We start from the raw sequence: 23,103 nt of genomic DNA on the forward strand, positions 1-23,103 counted from the left end.
TTTAAAAGAAAAAAGCCGGACGGGAGCGCGTTGCATGCAGCCAGAACGTGTCATGGCCGCGCCATCGCCGAAACAGGTCCGTTGGGGTAAATCTGACCCTGTTTCTTGCCGGCGGTCGCTGCTCCCGCCCGTAACTGGAGGAGCGGAACTTCGAATATCCCATTGTCGCCACTGAGCGCGGCTTTGGTATGGTGCGATCGCACCATGGCCTTACGCTGGAAGCGTTGACGAATCGCAAGGTTCTAACTCGCGCTGGACCTCCATCCGCGCCCGACCCGGCGCTCGATCTTCGAGCACCGCCTTCGACTGGAAGTGCGACGACTCTACTTCACGGTATCTACTCCCTTCGCCCTATTCCGCCGGTTGTCGGTTAGGCCGAAGCAGCGTTATAAGCTTGCAGGGGTATTGCTGATGTCTCGACGGATTCTGCCTGTCTTCCTGTGCCTGGCGCTGCCTCTGGGAAGCGGCTGCGCGCGCAGCTATGACGGCACCGTCATCATTCCCAAGCCGCTCGATGTTCGCCGTTTCTGGGACAGGCCTTCGCCGCAGGCGCAAGCCGAACAGTCGCAACTGGAGACCGACGTCTTTCCAGTGGCGCCGCAAACGCCGAAAAGGCCGGCGGTGCGCAGGAGCGCGGCTTCCGTTGCAGCGCCTCGGAGGAGGGTCACGAACAACCCGCCCATGCTGTCGCCGGAGCCGACGAAGCCGCTAACTTGCAAGAATGTCAGCGAGCCCGGCAAACGGGCCCGCATGGTCTGCGAATAACCAGCCGACGTCGGTCGATGCGCACGGCTCCAGGCCTTGAAGCGGCTATCCGGCCAGCCGTCTCGGAACATCGCCCGCCTTGGTCAGTCCGCCGGGAAGAAGGCCGGCCCGACCACTCTCACCGGCCGCGCGCCGATCGCTCTTTCGATCGACTGATGCTGGGCAGCCCCTTGCACTTCGGCAGCCTGCGTTTTTGCCTCTGCCGGAGCGGCACCGGCGGTTTCGATCCCGGATTCAGGAATTTCCGCGACGATGCCAAAATCCGGCTTTGACGTCGGCAACGGTATGATGGCGTTGGTCATGTTGGCCGGTGTCACGGTTCGTGCCCTGAGCTCGGCGACGCGCCGGTAATAGCGCTTGACGTCGCAGGCCTTGAAGTTCGAGTCGTCGCGGTACCGGAACGCGGCAGGTAGCTCCACATAGGGTTTTCCCGACTCGAGCGCGACCATCTCCTCGGTCTCGCGAGTGGCGTCGCTCAGCGTATAGAGGTCGACGCCGGCATCGTCGCAGATGTAGCGACACTGATCGACCGTTTCCTTCAGATCGTCGCTCTTGGCGAACTGCGATTTTGGCGCGGGGAAGAAATATCCGTCCGACAAGCGAACGCAAAACAGCATCCGATTGCCGCCAATTGTTGTGCCTGCGGACTGGGCCTTGGGTGCCGTGCGTTGCTGCGCCGGCTGTTTCTTGGCAGCGGGGGCGGCGCAGCCCAGCGCGACAAACCTGGCCTTCAATCCGGACGTGTCCCTGCTCGAATTCGACAGTCTGGCGATCTGCCGTTGCACCTCCGCCTTGCTGCTGACCAGGTCGGCGCAGGGATTGAAGAAGAAGCCGGCCGTTTTCGCCGTGCATCTGCGTTGTCTCTCAAGCTTTTGAATCGCGGCGAGTTGCCGGCGCAGTTGGGCAAGCTCGGGGCTGGTCCCGCCGCTGCGCCCCGCCGAAAGCAATTGGCTCCTGATGGCACCGCAGCTATCCGCGTAGGAGAAGGATGTGCCGAGCGCAACGGCTATTGCCGACACCAGCATCAGAATCGTGAGGGGCCAGAAGCGTGTCATTGGAACGACCATTATCCTTGTTGCACCGAGAACAGGATTTCTTTGTCGACTATGGATAAGTACTAGGTAAATCAGTTTTTCCTAATTGAAGTAGATCAAACCGCCACCAGAGACTTTTAGCTCTAGTGTATTAGATCCACTCGTGTAAATTCAATATTACATTTTTATTTCAAGATTGAGACGAACCGGCAGCAACGCCGGCGGACGCCCGCCACGGCGAAGTTTGATGCGCGCGGCGGGTTCGGCATCGCGATCAATCTGGCGTTACCGGCCGGCCGTTGCTGAAACCTTAGCCCTGGGATCGGCGTTGAGCGGCCAAAGGAGGAGACCGCAAATGTCGATCCACTTCACTGTCGCGGACCTCACCAGGAATCTGTTCCATTCACTTGGGTTGGACCATGAACGCGCACCGAGGCCACTCGACCACGAGCAGAGGCTTTTGCTGGAGTGCTATCTCGCCGGCCAGATACCGGAATCGGCCTGGAGCGACTATGTCTTCGAGATGCCGGAACTGGCGCGACATGTCGAGGCGAGACGAAGGCGCCACTAGATCCCGAAAAGTGGAATCCGGTTTTTGGAAAAGATCAAGGCGAAGCCTTCACTCGCGGTGCAACCTGTTCTTGTTTGGGCGAGTTGAATTGCAGAGTGAACACCTTGCCCGGGATGCCTTGAGCCAGCGCCGGTGAAAAGCTCAACGGCAGGCAATGGTCCACGGCCGCGACCGCCGCGTCGACAAAAGCTTGGCGCGTCTTCTCCTCGCCGGCGACGCGGATGGCGGTCGGCTTGGGCCGGCCGATCAGCGTGCCATCGCGCCTGAAGCTGAAGCTCAGGGTGACGGTGGAATTCCCGGCATTCGCCGGAGGGGTCCAGCACGCCTGGATGGCAGCCCCGACCTCGGGCATGGTGTTGAGCGTCGCTGCATTCGATTGACCGGTTGCGCCCACCAGCATGGCGCCTGCAATCACCATCATTCCAGCAATGCTTTTCATGGCAGGGCCTCTGTCCTTGAACCGCCCTCGAGGACGGGACGAACTTCGATGGTAGGGCCGACAGCGGCGATGACAAGATGGCGGCGACGCGTTTCATCAGCCATGCAGGCGTCGTGAAACGCCGTCTGGCGCAACTTCGACAGGGGCTGAAATAAGCAAAAGGCCGGCGCGCAGCCGACCTTTGCTTTCCATCCGCGCCAGTACATCCGTGGTCGCGGGCTGGAGGTGGATTCAGTAGAAAGGGTTTAGGTTAACGAAACCTTAAGCTCCCCACATCGTGCAAACAGGGGAGATTAAGAAAATCCCCAGTTCATTACCGGCTCCTGCAGACGTGCGGACGACCGCTATTGGCTTGTGCCTCAGGCGTTGGCCTGCGACCGCACATAGGCGATATAGCCGCGCACGTCGGCGGCCGGGTCGGCATAGGCCTTGCCGAGCTTCTTCTCGATCGCCGCCATATAGTCTTTTGCCCATTGGGGCAGCGCGTAGTCGATGACGGCGAGGAACTCGAGCGTCGCCGCCAAACGGATGTCGGCGATCGACGGGTTCTTGCCGCCGATGAACGGCTTGCCGTTCCTGAAGAAGCTGTGAAACACCTCCAGCGGCTCGGCTATCGCTTCTATAGCGGCCTTCTGGGCTTCCGACTTCTTGTCGGGATGAGCGTCGCTGTGGCCGACCTCGCCGGCATATTGCGGGAAATTCAGTACAGGATATGTGGCGCGCGCCACATAGGGGTAGAGCGTGCCGATCAGGTAGAACATGGCGCTGTCGATCATTGCCCGCTTGGCCGGCGCCTTGGGATATAATTTCTCCAGCCCGTGCTTGTTGGCGAGATACTGCATGATGGCGCAGCTTTCCCACAAGACACCTCTCGGCAGGCCCTTGTCCTCGATCATCGGCGTAAGATGGGCCGGGTTTCGCGCCATATATTCGGGCGAGCGCGTGAGGCCCCAAACGTCGGTTTCGGAATGATCGAGCCCGGCGGCGCGTGCAAACACCCGAACGCTCATATTGTTGACGCTGGGCTTCAGCATGCTGAGCGTGAGCGCCGGCTTTTTCGCAGGCTTCGCCTTGGCCTTCGCGGGCTTTTTGCCGGAGACCTTCGTCGCCGGCTTTGCCACTTTCGCCGCTGACTTGGCGGCGGCTTTGGCCGCCGGCTTCGCTCCTGGTTTGGCTGCCTTGGCGGCGGGCTTTTTCGCACTCTTCGTTGCTGTCTTTGCCATTATGTCCTCCCTTTGTTTGGCGTGTCGTCAGTATGGATTTTTCGGTGCGCGATCCTCCGACAAGGTTGCGCGCAAGTGCTCGACAAGCGCCTGGATCGCATCGGCAAGGTGCACTTCGGCGATGTTGTAATCGCCGCGCGCGACGCGGATCTTGTGCGCCTGCATCAGCACGTCGGCATGGGTGAAGCCCGCCGGCGGCTCGAAACGGTAGGAGGCGAGCTCGATTAGCAGGCCGAGCGGATCCTCGAAGTAGATCGAATCCATGAAACCGCGATCCTTGACGCCGCTGTGCTTGATTTCACGCTCGTTGAGCCGGGCGACCGCCTGCAAGAAGGTGACGCGCGACACCGCGAAAGCGATGTGATGGACGCAGCCCGTATCGGTCGGCGTGCGCCGCTTGACCGGCGTGCGGCTCTCGTCGGTGAAGACGGTGATCAGCCGGCCGTCGCCCGGATCGAAATAGAGATGGCTTTCGCTTGGCTTGTCGAGGTTGGGCTGCTCGAAGATGAAAGGCATGCCGAGCACGCCCTCCCAGAAATCGATCGAGGTCTGACGTCCGGCGCCGACCAGCGTGATGTGATGGACGCCTTGCGATTGTAGTTTTTGCATCTGACTCCTCCCGGCCACGCCGTCTTGCCGCCGAACGGAAGTTCGGATGCCCAGTCGCGCTTGGATCGGCGCCCGGCATGTGACCGCCCCCGGCCTCGCTCGCCTGCGCTCCGCATTCCGCATCCTGCAGGAGTGCGGCCGGAGCTTTGATGAACGGATGCTAATTCAATCCGAGACGTTGCGCCAGAAGCGCTGAGTTTCAAGAACTCCACGCAGGCGCCAAGAGCGGCACCGGGATCGCGGACGCCTTCGCCGAGCTCGCTGAAACGATCCGTCGCCGGCAGCTGTAATGGTGCGGCGGCCCGCAGGTCGCTGGGTTTCCCGAGCGGCCGGTTTGGCGACGGCAGGTCAAAGGGGCCTCGTTGACGCATGCCGCGCCTGGTTCGGATTACGGGCATCCGTGGCCCTTAGATGAAAATCACATATTCTTCATCGGCACATCGGGATCGACATGTCCCCCATCGGCAGTGATCTTCAGCCTTGAGAGGTAGTGCTCCCATCCCCTTCGGTGGCTGTCACGCTCCTTTGCGTTCGGCAGTCCGCTGTGCGTGAAGCGGATCAGTGTCCCCGCATCCCTCGCGATCAGGTCGATCTCGACATGGCTGGAGCCGGGCGGCACTGTCTCGTTGTCTTCCCAGCCAAAACTGTAGGCAAGACGGTGGACCGGGATCACCTCGGTGAACTCACCGCGCGCCATATGGCGACCACCGACATTGACGAGGAACAGACCGCCCGGCGATGCATCCAAATTCGCTTCGGTCCCGATCCATCGCACGATCTGGTCCGGATCCGTCAAAAGCGCGAACACGGTCGCTTGTGGCGCGGCGACCTCAATTTCTGTGTAAACCGATTCCGCCATCGCTCACTCCAGGTCACATCCGCATCGAATGCCGTGCATGATTGAAGCGAATATGGGGAGTTGCAAGAAGATGTTCGAGGCGTAAGCATAAGCCGGAGCCGAGTGACCTTCTACCGATGCTTCTCGCAAAGTCGCTTTCATTCCTTCTGGACGACGCCGCGCATATTGGCGACGGTGGGCGACTTCTATTGCAGCTCTCAACGCATTTGCTGGAAGACGGCTTGCCGATCATCGCCGGCGCGCTGGCGCAGGATGCTCCCGACCCAATCATTTCACGCCGTATCTGGCTCTGGCGAGCGTCTGGGGGTGAAGTGGTCGAGGGTTTGGGGATAGGCGCCGACCGCCAGAATGCCGATCCCCGGCTCGTGCTGCGGGAGTGGCTTGGCACGACGCGGGCGATCGTGTTCGACGAGCGAGCGGGCGGTGTCGCACCGACTTTGGTGTGGGCGTTCGATCATACTCCGGATGAGGCGCAGTCAGAGCTGCTGCGGCAAATCTCCCGGTTTGCTGCGGCTCCGATGACCGCACTCGCAGAACGGTCCGCGAAACGCGCATTGCTCGAAGCATATTTGGGAAAGCGCAGTGCAGCACATGTGCTCAACGGTCATTCTCGTCGATTAAAGGGAGAGACGATACGGGCTGCGCTTCTGTGCGCGGACCTTCGAGGTTTCACCGATCTATCCGAGGTTCATGATGCAGACGAGATCGTATTGGTACTTGATGCCTGGTTCGATTGCGTCGCCGGCGCGGTGCACGCATTTGGTGGTGAGGTTCTCAAGTTTATAGGTGATGGCGTCCTCGCGATTTTCCCGATTGGCGAGCGCGATGCAAATGCCGCATGTGACGCTGCGGTACGCGCCGTGAAGGCCACGCGCGCCGGGATAGATCATCTCAACCAAACTCGGCGCCGCAATGGCGGCCCTGAGCTCGGATATGGCATTGGCCTGCATGTCGGCGAGATACTCTGGGGGAATATCGGCACTGCCGGCAGGTTGGACTTCACCGCGATCGGCAAGGCTGTAAATCTTGTCAGCCGCATCGAAGGGCTGTGCAAGCCGTTGGGACGGACGGTGCTCGCGTCGACAGTGTTCGAGGCAGAAACTACCGAGCGGATGATCGCCATGGGCAGTCATCCGCTCGGAGGAATAGCAGGCGCGCAAACACTTTTCGGCTTGCCGGAATAGATCGAATGGTTGAGCCCCGCCGTGGATGTGTCGTTCGCAGCATATCTTGGTATCGTGCGAAGCCATGACCGAGAGAAATTCGAACGGCAAAGAAGCTACGATACTGCAACTAAAGTATGGCGCGTTTAGAGCCCAGCCATGCGCGTCGCGCGCAGCTTCGCTGGCCGGTGCTAAGGGCCTTCCCGGCATCCACCCTTCGAGGGAGAGGCGCCTTCGCCGAGCTCGCCAAAACGATCCGCCGCCGGCAGCTGTAGCTCAGGTCGGCTCCAGGCAGTGCCGACCAGCGTGATGGACGCCTTGCGATTGTAGTTTCTGTATCTGGCTCCTCCCCGCGTGGCATCGACTGCCCTGTTCAGCGCGACGTTCTGCGCGCCGCTAACGCTGTGCCTCAAGACCCACGATGCAATGCTAATGCAATCGGCTCCGCTGCGCCAGAAGCGGCAATGAGCCAAACCCGCCGCGACTCAAGGCGATGGATCGGATTGATGGTTTGCCGAGAGCTTGGAGAGACTTGGTACGCCCAAGGGGAATCGAACCCCTGTTCCCGCCGTGAGAGGGCGGTGTCCTGACCGCTAGACGATGGGCGCGTTCAAGAACCGGCGATATAGGCTGACGGCTGGGAAAAAGCAACTAGGCTTACGGCTGCCGATCGCGCCGGTGAAATATCCGCTGCAAGCCTAGCGTTTTGGCTCGATCAGGTCCCAGAGATTTCCATAGAGATCGGCGAAAACCGCCACAGTGCCATAGGTCTCGTGCCGGGGCGCCTCGCGGAATTCGACGCCCTTTTCGAGCATCAACGCATGGTCACGGGCAAAATCGTCGGTTTCGAGGAACAAAAAGACCCGCCCGCCGGTCTGGTTGCCGACGGCGTGCCTTTGCGCATCGCCGGATGCTTCGGCGAGAAGCAGCCGCGCGCCCTGCCCTTTGCGCGGCGTGATCGTGACCCAGCGTTTGCCGCCGCCGAGATCGACATCTTCGGTGAGGACAAAACCCAGTTGGTCGACATACCACGAGATCGCCTCGTCATAATTTGCGACGACAAGCGCGACCGTGGCAATGCTGCGGTGTTCGGCAAAACCGGTCATTTGTTCCTGATCGAAAAACGCCCGACGATGCGGCGCTCGGTGATGTCATAAACGAAGATGGCGCGGCTGCCGTCGGGCAGCTCGGCGTCGATCGACAGGTGATTGCCGGAGAGCGATTGGCTGATCACCCTGGCGCCGACCGGCAGCACGATGTCGCCGTTGACCGTTTCGCCGATCGGCACCTGGATGTCGCTGCTTAGCGGAGGGGCGGTAGGCGGCGCGTTGCGCGCTTTGTAGACAAGTGCTGCGATCACCACCATAAGGGCGAGGAACAGCAGGCCGAGATTGATGGCGACGAAGCGGACGAGCTTCCTCCGCACCTTTTCGACCTCGGGGTCGAGCGGCTTTTCCTCGTCTTCGTCGGCAAGCGGCCGGGCCATGGCAGCAGATTCCGGAACTGTTTTCGATGAGCGCTCATAACGAAGAGGTCAGACAATTAATAGGGGCCGGACCGATCGTCCTGGAGGCGGGCGCTGATGCGGCCGGCCAGCGGCTCGACCAATGGCTGGCGGCCAGGCTCGGCCCCGACATGTCGCGCAGCCGGGTACAGATGCTGATAAAGCAGGGCGCCGTCAGGATCGGCGGCAGGCAGGTCGACGAAACGAAGCGCAAGATGGCACAAGGTGACAGCGTGTCGGTCGACATGCCGGAGCCGGAACCGGCGGAGCCGCAAGGCGAAGATATTGCGCTGGACGTCCTCTACGAGGACAGCGAGCTGATCGTCATCAACAAGCCGGCCGGGCTGGTCGTGCATCCCGGCGCCGGCAACTGGACCGGCACGCTGGTCAACGCGCTGATCCATCATTGCGGTGATAGCCTGTCGGGCATCGGCGGGGTGAGACGGCCGGGCATCGTCCACCGCCTCGACAAGGAGACCAGTGGCGTCATGGTCGTCGCCAAGACCGATCGCGCCCACAAGGCGTTGTCGGAGGCCTTTGCCGACCACGGCCTGACCGGCGATCTCGAGCGCGCGTATCTGGCGTTGGTCTGGGGCATACCGGCAAGGCCGACCGGGACGGTCGACGCGCCGCTCGGCCGCGCCGCCGACCGGGTACGCCGCGCCGTGGTGCCGCAAGGCCGCGACGATGCCCGCCACGCCGTCACGCATTTCACCGTTGTCGAGCGCTTTGGCGAGCAGCAGCAGGAATTCGCCACGGCGAGCCTGGTCGAATGCCGGCTGGAAACCGGTCGCACTCACCAGATACGCGTCCACATGGCCCATATCGGCCATCCGGTGATTGGCGACCCCGAATACGGCCAGGCTTTCCGCACCAAGGCCAATCGGTTGCCCGAGCCGCTAAGAAGCAAGGTAAAAGCGTTTCCGCGACAAGCTTTGCACGCCCGCCTCCTTGCATTTCGGCATCCGGATACCCATCTAACGATGAGGTTCGAAGCACCGATACCGTGGGACATGGAGGAACTCGTCGACGGCTTCCGCAAGCTCTGAACCAACCACCTGAAAACCTGACCGGCGCTGTTCACTTCAACGTGACACACTGTTTCGTGTTGAACAAATGCCTGTCTTTCTGGTTTTGTTCCTATATATGTCGGTTGGCGCGAATGTGCCTTTGGCATTCGCGCCACATGCCCGCCGCGTTTCGGGGGCATCACTCCAATAGAGAGGGGGCGCTATCATGGCCCAGTCATTACCCAGTATCGTTTCCGGCGAAGGCGGTCTCAGCCGCTACCTGGAAGAAATCCGCCGCTTTCCGATGCTTCAGCCGCAGGAAGAGTACATGCTCGCCAAGCGCTATGCCGAGCATGAGGACACCACGGCTGCGCACAAGCTCGTCACCAGCCACCTTCGGCTCGTCGCCAAGATCGCCATGGGCTATCGCGGCTATGGCCTGCCGATCGGTGAGGTGATCTCGGAAGGCAATGTCGGCCTGATGCAGGCCGTCAAGAAATTCGAACCGGAGCGCGGTTTCCGTCTCGCCACCTATGCGATGTGGTGGATCAAGGCCTCTATCCAGGAATACATCCTGCGCTCGTGGAGCCTGGTCAAGATGGGCACCACCGCCAACCAGAAGCGCCTGTTCTTCAACCTGCGCAAGGTGAAGGGCAAGATCCAGGCGCTCGACGAAGGCGATTTGAAGCCCGACCAGATCACCGAGATTGCCACCCGGCTGAACGTCTCGGAAGCGGAAGTCGTGTCGATGAACCGCCGTCTGTCGGGCGACGCCTCGCTCAATGCGCCCATCCGGGCCAGTGAAGGCGAGTCCGGCGAATGGCAGGACTGGCTGGTCGACGACCACGAAAGCCAGGAAGAGATGCTGATCGAGCAGGACGAGCTGGAAAACCGGCGCGGCATGCTGTCGGGCGCTCTTGCCGTGCTCAACGACCGCGAACGCCGCATCTTCGAGGCGCGCCGCCTCGCCGATGAGCCGTTGACGCTTGAAGAGCTGTCGGCCGAGTTCGATATCAGCCGCGAGCGCGTGCGCCAGATCGAGGTGCGCGCCTTCGAGAAGGTGCAGGACGCGGTCAAGGCCGCGGCCAAGCGCCAGACGCAGGCGCTGCGCACCATCGAGGCGCAGCCGGCGGCGTAAGACCTTCCGGTAGAAACAAATAACGGCGGCGTCAGGTAACTGGCGCCGCCGTTTTTTCTAAAGCGCGTCGCGTTCGGCCGGCCTTGTGCGACGCGCTTTAGATTCTTGTTTTTATGCATGTCGTTATCGCAAAACCGCTGCACACTTTTGCGCGACATGCATTAGCGGGTTGCCGGTTCCGCGGCGCCTTCGCGGATGTCCGATCCGCCGCCATAACTGCTCAGTAGCCTTGCCATGGCGTCTCCAGACGATCGCATCGATAGCGGCATTACCGCAATTTTCCCCAAGCCCTGAAAACCGCAAGACTGCAAGCTGTGGCGGCAATGTTGCGGCGCCGACCGCGGCATTCCACAACCCGGCGCTCGCGGCAGGCGGCGCGACAACGAGCCGCCGGGGCTGCGCCGGGCAGTTGAGCTCGTCTATTGAAAACGAAAGGCAGTGTGACGATGACGATTTCTCCGTTTCTGGCCGCTCTCGGATCCGACGGTCCGCCAGCCGATCGAGCGAAAGACATGGCCCTGTATGGATGGCTAATTGGAAGCTGGGAAATGGACTCGGTCCACTACCTCGACGACGGCACAATCCAGAAATGGGATGGCGAATGCCATTTTGGCTGGGTGCTCGAAGGCCGCGCGATTCAGGACGTTTGGATCAGGCCCAAGCGCCCTGCTCCGTCCGCGATGTATGGCACAACCTTGCGCATCTTCGACCCTGGGATCGATGGCTGGCATATCATATGGAACGACCCGCTCAACCGGGATCACTCGCGCCAGATCGGGCGGGCCGAGGGTGAGGACATTGTCCAGCTCGGCAATGACTCGCGCGGTCTGCAAACTCGGTGGCGTTTCACCGAGATCACTGCCAACAGCTTCCATTGGATCGGCGAGGAAAGATCTTCCGAGAGCGATCCTTGGCAAATCACGTATGAACATTTAGCCCGCCGAACAAAACCCTGACGCTGGACTGGCTGGCGTCTGCGCTGCTCCTCATCGGGCTGCCGCCACCGTCTTCCCGCATGGACCTCTCGGATTCAAACATCGCAAAAATCGAATCAGGATCAATAGCTTGGATGACCCTCGCAGAACGATGAGGGCGGCGCCGAGTCTGAATGGCATTGTAGTGCCAGCGACCCATCTCCTCACAGGCAATCGAGCGGAAATTTCAGATAGCGCCGCCCGTTGGATTCCGGTTCCGGCAGGCGTCCGCCATTCATGTTCACCTGCAGCGCGTGCAGGATCAGCCGCGGCATCGGCAAGGTCCTGTCGCGGGCCTGGCGGAGCGCGACGAAGTCGGCTTCCGCCTTGCAGCCGGCAACATGGATGTTGCCGGCTTTCTGCTCCGCGACCGTGCTTTCCCAGCGCGCTTCGCGACCGCCCGGCTGGTAGTCGTGACCGACGAACAGACGTGTCTCGTCCGGCAGCGCCAGGATGTCCTCGATCGAGTGCCAGAGCCGCTCGGCACTGCCGCCGGGAAAGTCTGTCCTGGCGGTGCCGCTGTCCGGCATGAACAGCGTGTCGTGGATGAAGGCGGCGTCGCCAATGACGTAAGTGATCGAGGCCAGTGTGTGGCCCGGCGAGAACAGCACTCTTGCCGGAAGGCCGCCGACCGAAAAAGTTGCGCCGTCGGCGAACAGCCTGTCCCATTGCGAACCGTCGGCGGGGAATTCCGGCCAGTTGTAGATCACCTTCCACAATTTCTGGACGTCGATGACCTTTTCGCCGATCGCCGTCGGCGCTCCGGTTCTCCCCCTCAGATAATGGGCGGCGGAGAAATGATCGGCATGCGGATGCGTGTCGAGGATCCACTCGACCTCCAGCCCGCTTTCCCTGACGAAGTCGAGCAGGGCGTCGGCGTTCTTCGTTGCCGTTGCACCGGACCTTTCGTCGAAGTCGAGCACCGGATCGATGATGGCGCATCGGCGCGTCGCCATGTCGGCGACCACATACTGGACGGACCCGCTCGGCTTGTCATAGAAGCCGGTGACCTGCGACCTGGCCGATAATGCGTCCAATCCAGCCTCCTTCGCCCCTCACCACGGCAGGAAGGATTTTCTCTGCCACGGCAAATTAAAGGCATGGTTGTCCGTCAACCAGGCATCGTCAAGCACCCCATGCTCACACGGCCAGGAAAACCGAAAACTCTCTGTGCCGCCTCTGCCTGCTCAGGCGGAAGGCTGCTTGGTTTTCCTGAGATATGGCAGGATCGTCTCATAGGCGCCGAAGCGCTTGATGGCATCCTCATTCGAGACGGCAGCGGTGATGATGACGTCCTCGCCCTGCTTCCAGTTCGCCGGCGTCGCCACCTGGTGCTTGGCGGTCAGCTGCATGGAATCGATGGCGCGCAGGATTTCGTCGAAGTTGCGGCCGGTCGTCATCGGATAGGTGAGAACCAGCTTGATCTTCTTGTCGGGCCCGATGACGTAAACCGAACGCACCGTGGCATTGTCGGCGGGCGTGCGGCCTTCCGAGCTCTCGCCGGCACCCGCCGGCAGCATCTCGTAAAGCTTGGCGACCTTGAGATCCTTGTCGCCGATCAGCGGGTAGTTCACCGAATGACCGGTCGCGGTCTTGATGTCGTTCTGCCACTTTTCATGGCTTTGGACGGGATCGACCGAGATGCCGATGATCTTGACGTTGCGCTTCCTGAACTCGCCTTCGAGCCCGGCCATTGTGCCGAGTTCGGTCGTGCAAACCGGCGTAAAGTTCTTCGGATGGCTGAACAATACTGCCCAGCCGTCGCCGATCCATTCATGGAAGCTGATCGGTCCTTGCGTGGTCTCAGCGGTGAAGTCCGGTGCGATATCGTTGATACGAAGGCTCATGGCGTGTCCCTACCCTGTGAGTGCAGATCGCAGCCGGCGTTGACCGGCGCTGCTTTTGCCTTTCTATCACTCCGGCGTCATCCTTCAAATGCCTGTTGCGCCGGCATCAAGCCCGGCGGCGAAATATTTTCATTGCTTCTCGGCAAATGCCGCAGGAATTTTCGCTGCGCTGGCTCAGGCCTTGTTCACTGCCAGCGTCGTCGCCAGGTCTTCCATGCGCTGGGCCAGCGCGCCGAGCGCCCCGGTCAGCGCGGAATCGTTCTTGTCGGCCTTGGTCAGTGCGTCGTCGCGCGTCTTGCGCAGCGTCAGCACTTCGCTTTCCATGCCCTTGACCCGCTTTTGCAGTTCCGAAAGCTCGTCCATGACCATGATGCCGGCCATCACGGTCAGCCGCTGGTCGCCAATCTCGCCAAAAGAATCCTTCAGATGCGAAACATAGCGGTCGAAGCGCTCGGCAAGATCGATCAGATGCTCTTCCTGGCCCTCGTCGCAGGCCATCCGATACTGCTTGCCGTCGATGGAAACCGTGACTTGTGCCATTAGCCTACCTGTCCAGTACCGCGCGGATGGTTTCCATGGCTGTCACCAGCCTTCGCGACACTTCTTTGTTGGCATCTTCCAGCCGTTCGGCGCGAGCTTCGGAATTGTCGAGCTCCTGCGCCAGCCGCGAGCGGTCGGCGTTCATCCGCTGCACTTCGGCCTCGGCTTCCGAATAGTCCCGCTCATGCTCGAGCTTGGCCGCGACGGCGTTTTCCAGCCCGTCGATGGCCTTACCCAGCCTGGCAATGACTTCCTTGAGGGTCGTTTCCCCGGTCATGGCTTTCGTCCTGCGCCCTGCCCATCACCGAATCATCCACGTTCAGAACGCGTTATCCCTGAAACATTACGCGTCGTGTGAACCGCACGTCAATAAAGCTGTCGCGACTGTCCCCTGCTAACGCTAATGTAAGTCGCGCATGGCCATCACAAGACCGGCAAAAGCACACCGATTTGTTGACTAAAAGGCCGCGCCTGCTATGTGTCGCGCACCCTTTTCAAGGGCTTTCCCAAGGCCCAAACCCCCATTTTGGAGGAAGCATGACTTCGCGCGAACAACATGACCGGATGGCCAATGCGATCCGTTTTCTCGCCATGGACGCTGTGGAGAAGGCAAACTCCGGCCATCCCGGATTGCCCATGGGCTGCGCCGACATCGCCACGGTGCTGTTCACCCGCTTTCTCAAATACGATCCGAAGAACCCGCATTGGCCGGACCGCGATCGCTTTATCCTGTCGGCCGGCCACGGCTCGATGCTGCTTTACTCGCTGCTCTATCTGACCGGCTACGAAGACATCACCATCGACCAGATCAAGCAGTTCCGCCAATTGGGGTCGAGGACCGCGGGCCACCCGGAATACGGCCATGCCGCCGGCATCGAGACGACGACAGGCCCACTCGGCCAGGGTCTTGCCAATTCGGTCGGCTTCGCACTCGGCGAGCGCATCATGAATGCCGCTTTCGGCAATGATCTCGTCGACCACTACACCTATGTGCTGGCCGGCGACGGCTGCCTGATGGAAGGCGTATCCCAGGAAGCCATCGCGCTTGCCGGACATCTGAAGCTGAACAAGCTGATCGTCTTCTGGGACAACAACAACATCTCGATCGATGGCCCGGTGTCGCTGGCCGACAACACCGACCAGGTCGCCCGCTTCCAGGCGTCCGGCTGGAATGCCAGCCATATCGACGGCCAGGACCCGGAAGCGATCGCCTATGCCATCGAAGCGGCCCGCCACTCCGACAAGCCGACGATGATTGCCTGCAAGACGACGATCGGCTTCGGCGCGCCGACCAAGGCCGGCACCAACAAGGCGCACGGCTCGCCGCTCGGCGCCGAGGAAATCGCCGGCGCCAGAAAATTCTTCGGCTGGGATTCGCCGCCCTTCGAGGTCCCGGCCGACAGCCTCGACGCATGGCGTACCGCCGGGCGGACCAGCGTCAAGGCGCGCACCGACTGGGAGAGCCACCTTGCCAAGGCTGATGCCCAATTGCGCGCAGAGTTCGAACGCCGCATCAGTGGCACGCTGCCGGCCAACTTCGACGCCGTCATTGGCGATTACAAGAAAAAGCTCGCCGCCGACAAGCCGAAGGTCGCCACCCGTAAGTCGTCGGAAATGGCGCTGGAGGTCATAAACGGCGCCGTGCCCGAAACCATCGGCGGCTCGGCCGATTTGACCGGCTCCAACAACACCAAGACCAGCCAGACCAAGAACATCACCGCCGACGATTACGGCCAGCGCTACGTTCATTACGGCGTTCGCGAGCACGGCATGGCGGCCGCGCTCAACGGGCTGACATTGCATGGCGGCATTATCGCCTATGGCGGCACTTTCATGTGCTTTTCCGATTATGCCCGTCCGGCGATGCGGCTTGCTTCGCTGATGGGCATCCGCTCGATCTTCGTCATGACCCATGATTCCATCGGCCTTGGCGAAGACGGCCCGACCCATCAGCCGGTCGAGCATCTGGCAGCACTTCGCGCCATTCCGAACCACAATGTCTTCCGCCCGGCCGACGCGGTGGAAACCGCGGAATGCTGGCAGTTGGCCATTGAGTCGGAAAAGACGCCTTCGACATTGGCGCTGACCCGGCAGAACCTGCCGACGGTACGCAACGACTTCGTTGCGGAAAACCTCTCCAGCCGCGGCGCCTATGAACTTGCCGCCGCCAGTGGCGAGGCGGCGGTGACGATCTTCGCTTCGGGCTCCGAGGTCGAGATCGCGCTGGCCGCCCGCGAGGCCTTGGAAAAGCACGGCCACGCGACCCGCGTCGTCTCGGTGCCGTGCTTCGAATTGTTCGACAAGCAGAGCGCCGACTATCGCAGCAGGACGATCGGCAATGCGCCGCTCAAGATTGCCATCGAAGCCGGCATCCGTCAGGGCTGGGATCACTTCATCGGCACCGACGGCATCTTTGTCGGCATGACCGGCTTCGGCGCCTCCGGCACCATCGAACAGCTCTACCCGCATTTCGGCATCACAGCCGAGGCAACGGTGAAGGCGGCGGAAGCCCGTCTGCATGGCAAATGAAAGTGAGCCCCGCCCGGCAAAGGCTGGCATAGCGGTTTTGCCGGGCGGTGGAGCACTAATCGATTTAAATCCACGCCTCGGCGGCTGGATTCTTTGCCCGTCCGCCGTTATGAAGCTGCGGACTTGATCTTCGGCCTCCAACTCCCAGGGAGAGAACAATGACCGTCAGAGTTGCCATCAACGGATTCGGCCGCATCGGCCGCAACATCCTGCGCGCCATCCATGAATCCGGCCGCAAGGATATCGACGTCGTCGCGGTCAACGATCTCGGCCCGGTCGAGACCAACGCCCATCTGCTGCGCTTCGACAGCGTGCATGGCCGCTTTCCGCATGAGGTGACGGTTGACGGCGACCAGATCATCGTCGGCAAGGAAAAATTCAAGGTCACCGCGATCAAGGATCCGACGCAACTGCCCTGGAAGGAGCTTGGCATCGACATCGCGCTCGAATGCACCGGCATCTTCACCGCCCGCGACAAGGCCGTCGCCCATCTGACCGCCGGTGCCAAGCGCGTTCTCGTCTCCGCTCCGGCAGAGGGCGCCGATCTCACCGTCGTCTATGGCATCAATCACGACAAGCTGACCAAGGACCACATCGTCATCTCGAACGCCTCCTGCACCACCAACTGCCTGGCGCCGCTGGCGGCCGTGCTGAATGAGGCGGTCGGCATCGAAAAGGGCATGATGACGACGATCCATTCCTACACCGGCGACCAGCCGACGCTGGACACCATGCACAAGGACCTCTACCGCGCCCGCGCCGCCGCGCTGTCGCAGATTCCGACCTCGACCGGTGCTGCCAAGGCCATCGGCCTGGTACTGCCCGAACTCAAGGGCAAGCTCGACGGCATCTCCATCCGCGTGCCGACCCCGAACGTCTCGCTCGTCGATTTCAAGTTCATCGCCAAGCGGCCGACCACCGTCCAGGAGATCAATGACGCGGTGATCGCCGCCTCGAACGGCAAGCTGAAGGGCATCCTCGCCGTTACCCGTCACCCCAATGTTTCGATCGACTTCAACCATGATCCGCATTCCTCGATCGTGGCGCTCGACCAGACCAAGGTCATGGACGGCAACTTCGTTTCGGTGCTGTCGTGGTACGACAATGAGTGGGGCTTTTCCAACCGCATGGGCGATACCGCCGTCGCCTTCGGCAAGACCATCGCCTGATCGCAGAGCCAGCTTCTCGACCTGGAGACGCCCGGCTCAGTCCGGGCGTTTTTCATTGCAGCACGAACCGCCGAGGCACGCTCCGCTGCTCGGGGGTGCCAAAACTTTCGACGATCGGCAGCGTGGGGCAAAAAGCCACGCTGCTGCCTTGCAGCGGCCATGTCTTCGCCCCACTCTCCCGTGATGCCGGAGCATATCGACTAGGGGCGACCAACGAATGGAGCATGGTATCTATCTTGTGACGCTCGTTGGCGCAGCACTTGTCGTTGCCGCCGCGTTTTCAAGCCTGATCGCCTTCCGTTTCGGCGCCCCTCTCCTGCTGTTGTTTCTCTGCATCGGCCTCGCCACCGGAACCGACGGTCTCGGCATCCATTTCGACAATGCCCGAGTTGCTTATTTTGCCGGCTCGTTGGCGCTGGCGGTCATCCTTTTCGATTCCGGCTTCGGCACGCCGCTCAACGCCTTGCGGCAGGCGGCCGGGCCGGCGCTGTCGCTGGCCACATTCGGCGTCCTTTTGACCACCGGGCTCTTCGGCGCCGCCGCCTATTATCTGCTCGACCTGACCTGGCTGGAATCCTTCCTGCTCGGTGCCGCCGTCGCCTCGACCGACGCCGCGGCGGTGTTCTTCCTGCTGCGCGCCGGCGAGATCAATTTGCGCGAGCGCGTGCGGTCCACGCTCGAGGTGGAATCCGGCACAAATGACCCGATCGCCATCTTCCTGACCATCACGCTGGTCGAGGTCATCGCCGCCAATACCCACCCCGAGGCCAAGGTGCTGGTCACCGATCTTGCCGTCGGCTTCCTTGTCAATATGGGGCTCGGCGCGGTCATCGGCATTCTCGGCGGCATGGCCATCGTGCGCCTTGTCGATCGCCTCAATCTCGATCACGGCCTGCTGCCGATCTTCGTGCTGACGCTGTCGCTTATGGTGTTCGCTGCCGCCGGTGCCGTCGGCGGCTCCGGCTTCCTGGCGGTCTATCTCGCAGGCCTGATTGCCGGCAATTCCGATATCCGGGCCGTCACCATCCTCAAGCGCTTCCAGGACGGCATGTCGTGGCTGGCGCAGATCATCATGTTCCTGATCCTCGGCCTGTTCGCGACGCCTTCGCAATTTCCGGCGATCCTGGTGCCGGCAGTGCTGCTCGGCCTGTTCCTGGTATTTGTGGCACGGCCAATCGCCGTCTGGCTCTGCCTGGTGCCGTTCCGTCTGCCACGCCCGGAAGTCGCCTTCGTCTCGTGGGTTGGCCTGCGTGGTGCCGTGTCGATCCTGCTTGCCATCACGCCGCTGCTCGGCGGTCTTGAGAACGGCCGCCTCATCTTCAACACTGCCTTCATCATCGTGCTGGTCTCGCTGATCATCCAGGGATGGACCGTCGGGCCGCTGGCGCGCCGTCTCGGCCTTATCGTGCCGGCCCGCCTGGGACCGCTCGACAAGGTCGAATTGGAACTGCCGGGCTCCGCCCATCATGAGCTTCTCGCCTACCGCGTGGCACCTGGCAGCCCGGTGGCGCGCGGCGAACGCATTCCGCGCTGGGCGCGGCCGTCGCTGGTGCTGCGCGACGGACGCTCGATGCGCTTCCAGGATATGGGCCGGCTCGCGGCCGGCGACCATGTCTACATCTTCGTGCCGGACCGCTATCCGCGCCTGCTCGACAAGCTGTTCGCCAGCCGTGCCGTGGTCGATCCCGAGGACGCGGATTTCTTCGGGGCCTTCGCCGTCGATCCGTCACGCCCCGCCGAGGAACTGGAGACCGCCTACGCGCCGGGCCTGACCGAAGCGGAACGCAAGCTCAGCATTGGCGACCTGGTCACTACGCGGCTCGGCGGCCACGCCGAATACGCCGACCGCGTGCTACTCGGTCCGATCGAGCTGATCGTCCGCGACGTCGACGACAAGGGCAGGATCACCGGCCTTGGCCTGTCCTTTGAGCCGACCGCGCCGGTGGCGCGCGTTCCGGTGTTCCTCAGCGCCGGCGAAATCCGCGACCGCATCGCCGCCTTCATCCGCAACCGGCGCAAGCCGGCCGAGGCGCAGGCGGTCGAGGCGGCGGCCGAGATGGGACCGGTTCCGCAGCCCGTAGTGGAAAAGACAACTGGCGAAGGCTGACCGCTGTCCACCCGAGCCGCGGAACCCTGCCGCGAGGCTGAAGAATGGCTCGGCAACTGGTGTGGCGGGTCCATGTGGTCCGACATCGCCGGAAATGATCCCGATCGGCCGGTTGCGAGGGCGTCCGGCCGATCAGTCGCCAATTCTCCGGCGCGCCATAGGGGCGCGCTTAATTGTTGCGGGCCGCTACGAACTGCGCCGCTTGTTTCAGAAGCGCAGCTTGCTCGCCAAAAGGTTCGAGCAACGCATGAGCCTGGTCAACGAGGCCATGGAGCTGGCCCCGCGCCCAGTCCGGTCCGTGCAGCGCGACCAGCGTCGCCTTGCCGGCCGCGGCATCCTTGCCGGTCGCCTTGCCCATCTGATGCGCGTCGGCGGTCAGGTCGAGCAGATCGTCGGCAAGCTGAAAGGCAAGCCCGATCGCCGAGCCGAACTCGGCCAGCCTTTCGCGGTCGCCCGACGGCGCGCCGGCAAGGATAGCGCCCGCTTCGCAGGCAAAGCGGATCAGCGCACCGGTTTTCATCGCCTGAAGCCGGATGATGCCGGCCTCGTCCGGCCGGCTTTGTTCGGCTTCGAGATCGAGCATCTGGCCGCCGACCATGCTTCCCGCCCCGGCGGCGCGGGCCAGTGCCAGCACCAGCGTTGCCCTGCGCTCGGCCGGCAGCATTGTCGCCTCGTCGGCAAGGATGTCGAAGGCAAGTGTCAGCAAGGCGTCGCCCGCAAGAATGGCGGTCGCCTCATCGAAAGCCCTGTGCACGGTCGGCTGGCCGCGGCGCAAATCGTCGTCGTCCATGGCCGGCAGATCGTCATGGATGAGCGAATAGCAGTGCACGCATTCGAGCGCCGCCGCGACGCGCAGCGCCGCCTCGCCGTCGGCTGAAAACAGTGCAGCACTTTCCATGACCAGGAAGGGACGCAGTCGTTTGCCGCCGTTCAGCACGCCATGTCGCATTGCCGCCATCAGGCGTTCGGGCCGCGCGACCTCGCCCGAAAGCGTCCGTCCGTCGAGCAACCGCCTCAGCAGCGCCTCGAGCGGAACTGCCCGGGCAATAAGTGCAGCTTCGAACGCCATTTGGTCGTCTTTCGTCATGGTCGGGAGCGGTAGCCGACACTCAGACGTTGCGCAAGAAGCCAAGCGCCATTATGCCGGGGGCAGGGAGTAGCGCGGACTGGGTGGCTTGGCGGAACCGATCGTCGATCACGAAACCGAAGGGTTGGACATGGCGAGACCGAGACGCGGCAGCCGCATCGGTCTTCAACGCTGGGTCCGGCGCGGCATCGCCGTCGCGGTCGTGCTGGCGCTGGTGCCGGTGGTGCTGACCTTCCTGTACCTGCCGACATTCGTGCATCCGGTGTCGACATTGATGCTGAAGGACCTGGCGACGTTTTCTGGCTACGATCGGCGCTGGGTTTCCATCGACGATGTCGCGCCGGGGCTGGCATATTCGGTCATCATGTCGGAGGACGGGCAGTTCTGTTTCCATCGCGGCGTCGATCTGGGCGAGTTGCGCGGCGTCGTCGACGATGCGCTCGCCGGCGAGATGACACGTGGCGCCTCGACCATCACCATGCAGACGGTAAAGAATCTTTATCTATGGTCGCGGCCGTTGGGCTCGGTCCGTAAGGTCGTGGAACTGCCGCTGGCCGTCTATTTCGATGCGGTGCTGTCGAAACGGCGGATCATGGAGATCTACCTCAACATCGCCGAATGGGGACCGGGCATCTACGGCATCGAGGCCGCCGCCCAGCATCATTTCGGCGTCTCGGCAAAACAGCTGTCGCGCCGGCAGGCAGCGCTGCTTGCCGTCACCTTGCCGAATCCGATCGTGCGCAATCCTGCGAAGCCCGGGCCGGGACTGAGGCGGCTTGCCGCGTTGATCGAACGGCGCGCCGGCCGCGCCGGCGCCTATGTCGGTTGCCTGCGATAGTGTCAAAAAAAAAACACGGCGACGCTGGCCAAAACGCCGTCGGGCGTGTATAGGCACCCGACTTTCTCAGATTCCGGCCCCTGTTGTGGCCCTTTCACGAGGGCCGCCGGGGCGTTTTGACCATGTAGTGGAGCATATCCATGGCCGTTCCGAAACGAAAAACCTCTCCGTCGAAGCGCGGCATGCGCCGTTCTGCCGACGCACTGAAGGCCCCGACCTATGTCGAGGACAAGAACTCCGGCGAGATGCGCCGTCCGCACCATATCGACCTGAAGACCGGCATGTATCGCGGTCGCCAGGTTCTGGAGCCGAAGGAAAGCTGAGAGAGCTTTCGACGGTTTATGGGTTGCGAAACGACCGGCCATTGGCCGGTCTTTTTGCGTTTGCGACAACTGATCGTATCAGCCGGGCCTGACATTGTTGTTTCACGCCGTCTTTGTCCGTGTTTATCGGCCGCACGAAAATTCTTGACGGCGAACGCCGGGCGCACTCTACAAAGATCAGTCCAACCGGAGCCGCCACATGTTCGGTGCCATCCCGCTGCTGATCGTGCCTTTCATCCTCTACAATCTCGGGCTTCTGGGAATATTCGGCAGCGGCGACGATCCGTGGGCCACCGAAATGTTTTCGGTCCGAATGATGTCGGGTGGCGTGTTCTCGATGACCCTCGGCGACCTCATCGTGTTGATCGCACTGATCTTCTTGTTCGTCGAAGTGGTGAAGTCGACGCGCACGACAAATGCCTCGATCATGGACCATCTTTTGTCGACCTTCGTCTTTGTGGCCTATCTGGTCGAGTTCCTGCTGGTGAAGGGCGCCGCCCATTCCGTTTTCTTCACACTGATGGTCATAGCGCTGATCGACGTGCTGGCCGGCTTTTCGGTGTCGATGCGGTCGGCCACCCGCGACATCAATATGAGTTAAGGATCCCGACTCAGCCCGGGTCAGCGGTGAAGCCAGCCGCCTCGACGCCGGCGATGGCTGCCGTTTCATCATTGTCGGACGTGTCGCCGGAAATACCGATGGCGCCGATGATCGTGCCGGCGTTGTCGCGGATCAGCACGCCGCCGACGACCGGCAGGACGCGCCCGCCCGACACGTCGGAGACGCCGGCGATCAGATGCGGGCGCTCCTTGGCGAAAGCTTCCACCCGGCGCGAGCCCATGCCGATAGCGAGAGCGCCATAGGCCTTGCCGGCCGACATTTGCGGACGCAGGAAAGAGGCGCCGTCCTGACGCTGGAACGCGACCAGATGGGCGCCGGCGTCGAGCACCGAGACGCCAAGCGGCCTGAGCTTGAGCTCGGCACCCTTGGCAAAGGCGGCGGCGATGATTTCAAGGGCTTTGTCGAGCGTCAGTGCGGTCATGGCCGTCTCCTAAACGCGCCAGTTATCAACCGGCAGAACAGCTCCGAGTGAACTGTTTCGCGTGCGAAAGGAAGCATGCATTCTGGGAGCGCCGGCCTATTTCTTCTTGGCGCGAGGCTTCTTCACCGGGGCCGGAGGCGCATTGGCCAGGTCTTCCGCTTCCTTGGCGAGGCGCAGCGCCCGCAGCTTGTTGGTCTTGGCTTGGCGAGCGTCGCTCTCGGCGACATATTCCGCCATCGCCTTCTGGCGAACCGTGGCTGCCTCTTCCTGTTTCTTGAAACGCAAATCGGCCCGCGCACGGGCAGTGTCCTTAGAGTTCTCGACCAAGAGC

General features: G+C 62.1%; 26 protein-coding genes and 1 tRNA gene. 12 read left to right on the forward strand and 15 right to left on the reverse strand.

Going from position 1 to position 23,103, the window contains the following annotated elements; all coding sequences use genetic code 11:
• Positions 1–411: 411 nt before the first annotated feature.
• Positions 412–765: a hypothetical protein gene (locus NKI70_RS04465; protein WP_352457960.1), complete on the forward strand. Its 354-nt coding sequence runs from the start codon at positions 412–414 to the stop codon at positions 763–765.
• An 83-nt stretch (positions 766–848) separates the two neighbouring features.
• On the opposite strand, the gene NKI70_RS04470 is transcribed toward NKI70_RS04465, so the two are convergent.
• Positions 849–1,820 (reverse strand): DUF2865 domain-containing protein, encoded by a 972-nt coding sequence (locus NKI70_RS04470; RefSeq protein WP_352696821.1) that lies wholly within the window; start codon positions 1,818–1,820, stop codon positions 849–851.
• 334 nt (positions 1,821–2,154) lie between these two features.
• Between NKI70_RS04470 and NKI70_RS04475 the strand changes: the two genes are divergently transcribed.
• Positions 2,155–2,370 (forward strand): hypothetical protein, encoded by a 216-nt coding sequence (locus NKI70_RS04475; RefSeq protein ID WP_023678527.1) that lies wholly within the window; start codon positions 2,155–2,157, stop codon positions 2,368–2,370.
• A gap of 34 nt (positions 2,371–2,404) precedes the next feature.
• Here NKI70_RS04475 and tolA read toward each other — a convergent pair whose 3' ends face one another.
• From tolA to NKI70_RS04495, 4 genes are all read right to left on the reverse strand, one after another.
• A complete protein-coding gene (gene tolA, locus NKI70_RS04480; RefSeq protein ID WP_352641851.1) occupies positions 2,405–2,788 on the reverse strand; it encodes a cell envelope integrity protein TolA in 384 nt (127 codons plus the stop codon).
• A gap of 380 nt (positions 2,789–3,168) precedes the next feature.
• On the reverse strand, positions 3,169–4,032 hold the full coding sequence (locus NKI70_RS04485) for a glutathione S-transferase family protein (protein WP_352451135.1): 864 nt from the start codon (positions 4,030–4,032) through the stop codon (positions 3,169–3,171).
• A 27-nt stretch (positions 4,033–4,059) separates the two neighbouring features.
• Positions 4,060–4,641, reverse strand: a complete 582-nt coding sequence (locus NKI70_RS04490; RefSeq protein ID WP_352619700.1) for a VOC family protein — start codon at positions 4,639–4,641, stop codon at positions 4,060–4,062.
• 418 nt (positions 4,642–5,059) lie between these two features.
• A complete protein-coding gene (locus NKI70_RS04495) occupies positions 5,060–5,500 on the reverse strand; it encodes an SRPBCC family protein (protein ID WP_023678521.1) in 441 nt (146 codons plus the stop codon).
• Between the two features lie 116 nt (positions 5,501–5,616).
• Between NKI70_RS04495 and NKI70_RS04500 the strand changes: the two genes are divergently transcribed.
• A complete protein-coding gene (locus NKI70_RS04500; RefSeq protein WP_031212146.1) occupies positions 5,617–6,684 on the forward strand; it encodes an adenylate/guanylate cyclase domain-containing protein in 1,068 nt (355 codons plus the stop codon).
• A 512-nt stretch (positions 6,685–7,196) separates the two neighbouring features.
• Here NKI70_RS04500 and NKI70_RS04505 read toward each other — a convergent pair.
• The 3 genes from NKI70_RS04505 to NKI70_RS04515 form a co-directional block, all read right to left on the reverse strand.
• Positions 7,197–7,271, reverse strand: a tRNA-Glu gene (locus tag NKI70_RS04505).
• Positions 7,272–7,361: 90 nt separating this feature from the next.
• Entirely contained in the window at positions 7,362–7,769 is a 408-nt protein-coding gene (locus NKI70_RS04510) for a VOC family protein (RefSeq protein ID WP_352696823.1), read from the reverse strand.
• Positions 7,766–8,149 (reverse strand): fimbrial protein, encoded by a 384-nt coding sequence (locus tag NKI70_RS04515; protein ID WP_352634139.1) that lies wholly within the window; start codon positions 8,147–8,149, stop codon positions 7,766–7,768. The genes NKI70_RS04510 and NKI70_RS04515 overlap by 4 nt, the downstream gene beginning before the upstream one ends.
• A gap of 26 nt (positions 8,150–8,175) precedes the next feature.
• On the opposite strand from NKI70_RS04515, the gene NKI70_RS04520 reads away from it, so the two are divergent.
• The 3 genes from NKI70_RS04520 (at position 8,176) to NKI70_RS04530 (ending at position 11,271) form a co-directional block, all read left to right on the forward strand.
• The gene (locus NKI70_RS04520) at positions 8,176–9,216 is read left to right on the forward strand and encodes an RluA family pseudouridine synthase (protein ID WP_352634141.1); all 1,041 of its coding nucleotides are present in this window, start codon (positions 8,176–8,178) and stop codon (positions 9,214–9,216) included.
• 187 nt (positions 9,217–9,403) lie between these two features.
• On the forward strand, positions 9,404–10,315 hold the full coding sequence (gene rpoH, locus NKI70_RS04525) for an RNA polymerase sigma factor RpoH (protein ID WP_023678514.1): 912 nt from the start codon (positions 9,404–9,406) through the stop codon (positions 10,313–10,315).
• Positions 10,316–10,761: 446 nt separating this feature from the next.
• A complete protein-coding gene (locus tag NKI70_RS04530; RefSeq protein WP_352634143.1) occupies positions 10,762–11,271 on the forward strand; it encodes a hypothetical protein in 510 nt (169 codons plus the stop codon).
• 182 nt (positions 11,272–11,453) lie between these two features.
• On the opposite strand, the gene NKI70_RS04535 is transcribed toward NKI70_RS04530, so the two are convergent.
• From NKI70_RS04535 to NKI70_RS04550, 4 genes are all read right to left on the reverse strand, one after another.
• The gene (locus tag NKI70_RS04535; RefSeq protein WP_352724336.1) at positions 11,454–12,326 is read right to left on the reverse strand and encodes an MBL fold metallo-hydrolase; all 873 of its coding nucleotides are present in this window, start codon (positions 12,324–12,326) and stop codon (positions 11,454–11,456) included.
• A 150-nt stretch (positions 12,327–12,476) separates the two neighbouring features.
• A complete protein-coding gene (locus NKI70_RS04540) occupies positions 12,477–13,136 on the reverse strand; it encodes a peroxiredoxin (RefSeq protein ID WP_023678511.1) in 660 nt (219 codons plus the stop codon).
• 174 nt (positions 13,137–13,310) lie between these two features.
• Positions 13,311–13,676 carry a cell division protein ZapA gene (locus NKI70_RS04545; protein ID WP_023678510.1) on the reverse strand — a complete coding sequence of 122 codons (366 nt, stop codon included), beginning with the start codon at positions 13,674–13,676 and terminating at the stop codon, positions 13,311–13,313.
• 4 nt (positions 13,677–13,680) lie between these two features.
• Positions 13,681–13,953, reverse strand: a complete 273-nt coding sequence (locus NKI70_RS04550; protein ID WP_023678509.1) for a DUF4164 domain-containing protein — start codon at positions 13,951–13,953, stop codon at positions 13,681–13,683.
• 260 nt (positions 13,954–14,213) lie between these two features.
• On the opposite strand from NKI70_RS04550, the gene tkt reads away from it, so the two are divergent.
• The 3 genes from tkt to NKI70_RS04565 all read left to right on the forward strand — a co-directional run bounded on the left by tkt (position 14,214) and on the right by NKI70_RS04565 (position 19,481).
• Positions 14,214–16,205 carry a transketolase gene (gene tkt / locus NKI70_RS04555; RefSeq protein ID WP_352724337.1) on the forward strand — a complete coding sequence of 664 codons (1,992 nt, stop codon included), beginning with the start codon at positions 14,214–14,216 and terminating at the stop codon, positions 16,203–16,205.
• Between the two features lie 158 nt (positions 16,206–16,363).
• Positions 16,364–17,374, forward strand: a complete 1,011-nt coding sequence (gene gap, locus NKI70_RS04560) for a type I glyceraldehyde-3-phosphate dehydrogenase (RefSeq protein WP_023678507.1) — start codon at positions 16,364–16,366, stop codon at positions 17,372–17,374.
• Positions 17,375–17,591: 217 nt separating this feature from the next.
• On the forward strand, positions 17,592–19,481 hold the full coding sequence (locus NKI70_RS04565) for a potassium/proton antiporter (RefSeq protein WP_352571982.1): 1,890 nt from the start codon (positions 17,592–17,594) through the stop codon (positions 19,479–19,481).
• Between the two features lie 169 nt (positions 19,482–19,650).
• Here the strand turns inward: NKI70_RS04565 and NKI70_RS04570 are convergent, their stop codons facing one another.
• Positions 19,651–20,568, reverse strand: coding sequence for a polyprenyl synthetase family protein (locus tag NKI70_RS04570; RefSeq protein ID WP_352457948.1), 918 nt, complete (start codon positions 20,566–20,568; stop codon positions 19,651–19,653).
• A 79-nt stretch (positions 20,569–20,647) separates the two neighbouring features.
• Between NKI70_RS04570 and NKI70_RS04575 the strand changes: the two genes are divergently transcribed.
• From NKI70_RS04575 to NKI70_RS04585, 3 genes are all read left to right on the forward strand, one after another.
• Complete coding sequence (locus NKI70_RS04575; RefSeq protein WP_352724412.1) at positions 20,648–21,406, forward strand: biosynthetic peptidoglycan transglycosylase; 759 nt, start codon at positions 20,648–20,650, stop codon at positions 21,404–21,406.
• A gap of 140 nt (positions 21,407–21,546) precedes the next feature.
• Positions 21,547–21,729: a 50S ribosomal protein L32 gene (gene rpmF / locus NKI70_RS04580; protein ID WP_006203806.1), complete on the forward strand. Its 183-nt coding sequence runs from the start codon at positions 21,547–21,549 to the stop codon at positions 21,727–21,729.
• Positions 21,730–21,928: 199 nt separating this feature from the next.
• Complete coding sequence (locus NKI70_RS04585) at positions 21,929–22,330, forward strand: hypothetical protein (protein ID WP_023678503.1); 402 nt, start codon at positions 21,929–21,931, stop codon at positions 22,328–22,330.
• 10 nt (positions 22,331–22,340) lie between these two features.
• Here NKI70_RS04585 and NKI70_RS04590 read toward each other — a convergent pair whose 3' ends face one another.
• Both NKI70_RS04590 and NKI70_RS04595 read right to left on the reverse strand, forming a co-directional pair.
• The gene (locus NKI70_RS04590) at positions 22,341–22,772 is read right to left on the reverse strand and encodes a GlcG/HbpS family heme-binding protein (protein WP_023678502.1); all 432 of its coding nucleotides are present in this window, start codon (positions 22,770–22,772) and stop codon (positions 22,341–22,343) included.
• Positions 22,773–22,868: 96 nt separating this feature from the next.
• Positions 22,869–23,099: a hypothetical protein gene (locus NKI70_RS04595; protein ID WP_023678501.1), complete on the reverse strand. Its 231-nt coding sequence runs from the start codon at positions 23,097–23,099 to the stop codon at positions 22,869–22,871.
• Between the last annotated feature and the right edge of the window lie 4 nt (positions 23,100–23,103).

It is taken from the genome of Mesorhizobium sp. M0500 (genome assembly GCF_040321165.1).
In the GTDB taxonomy this organism is placed as follows: Bacteria; Pseudomonadota; Alphaproteobacteria; order Rhizobiales; family Rhizobiaceae; genus Mesorhizobium.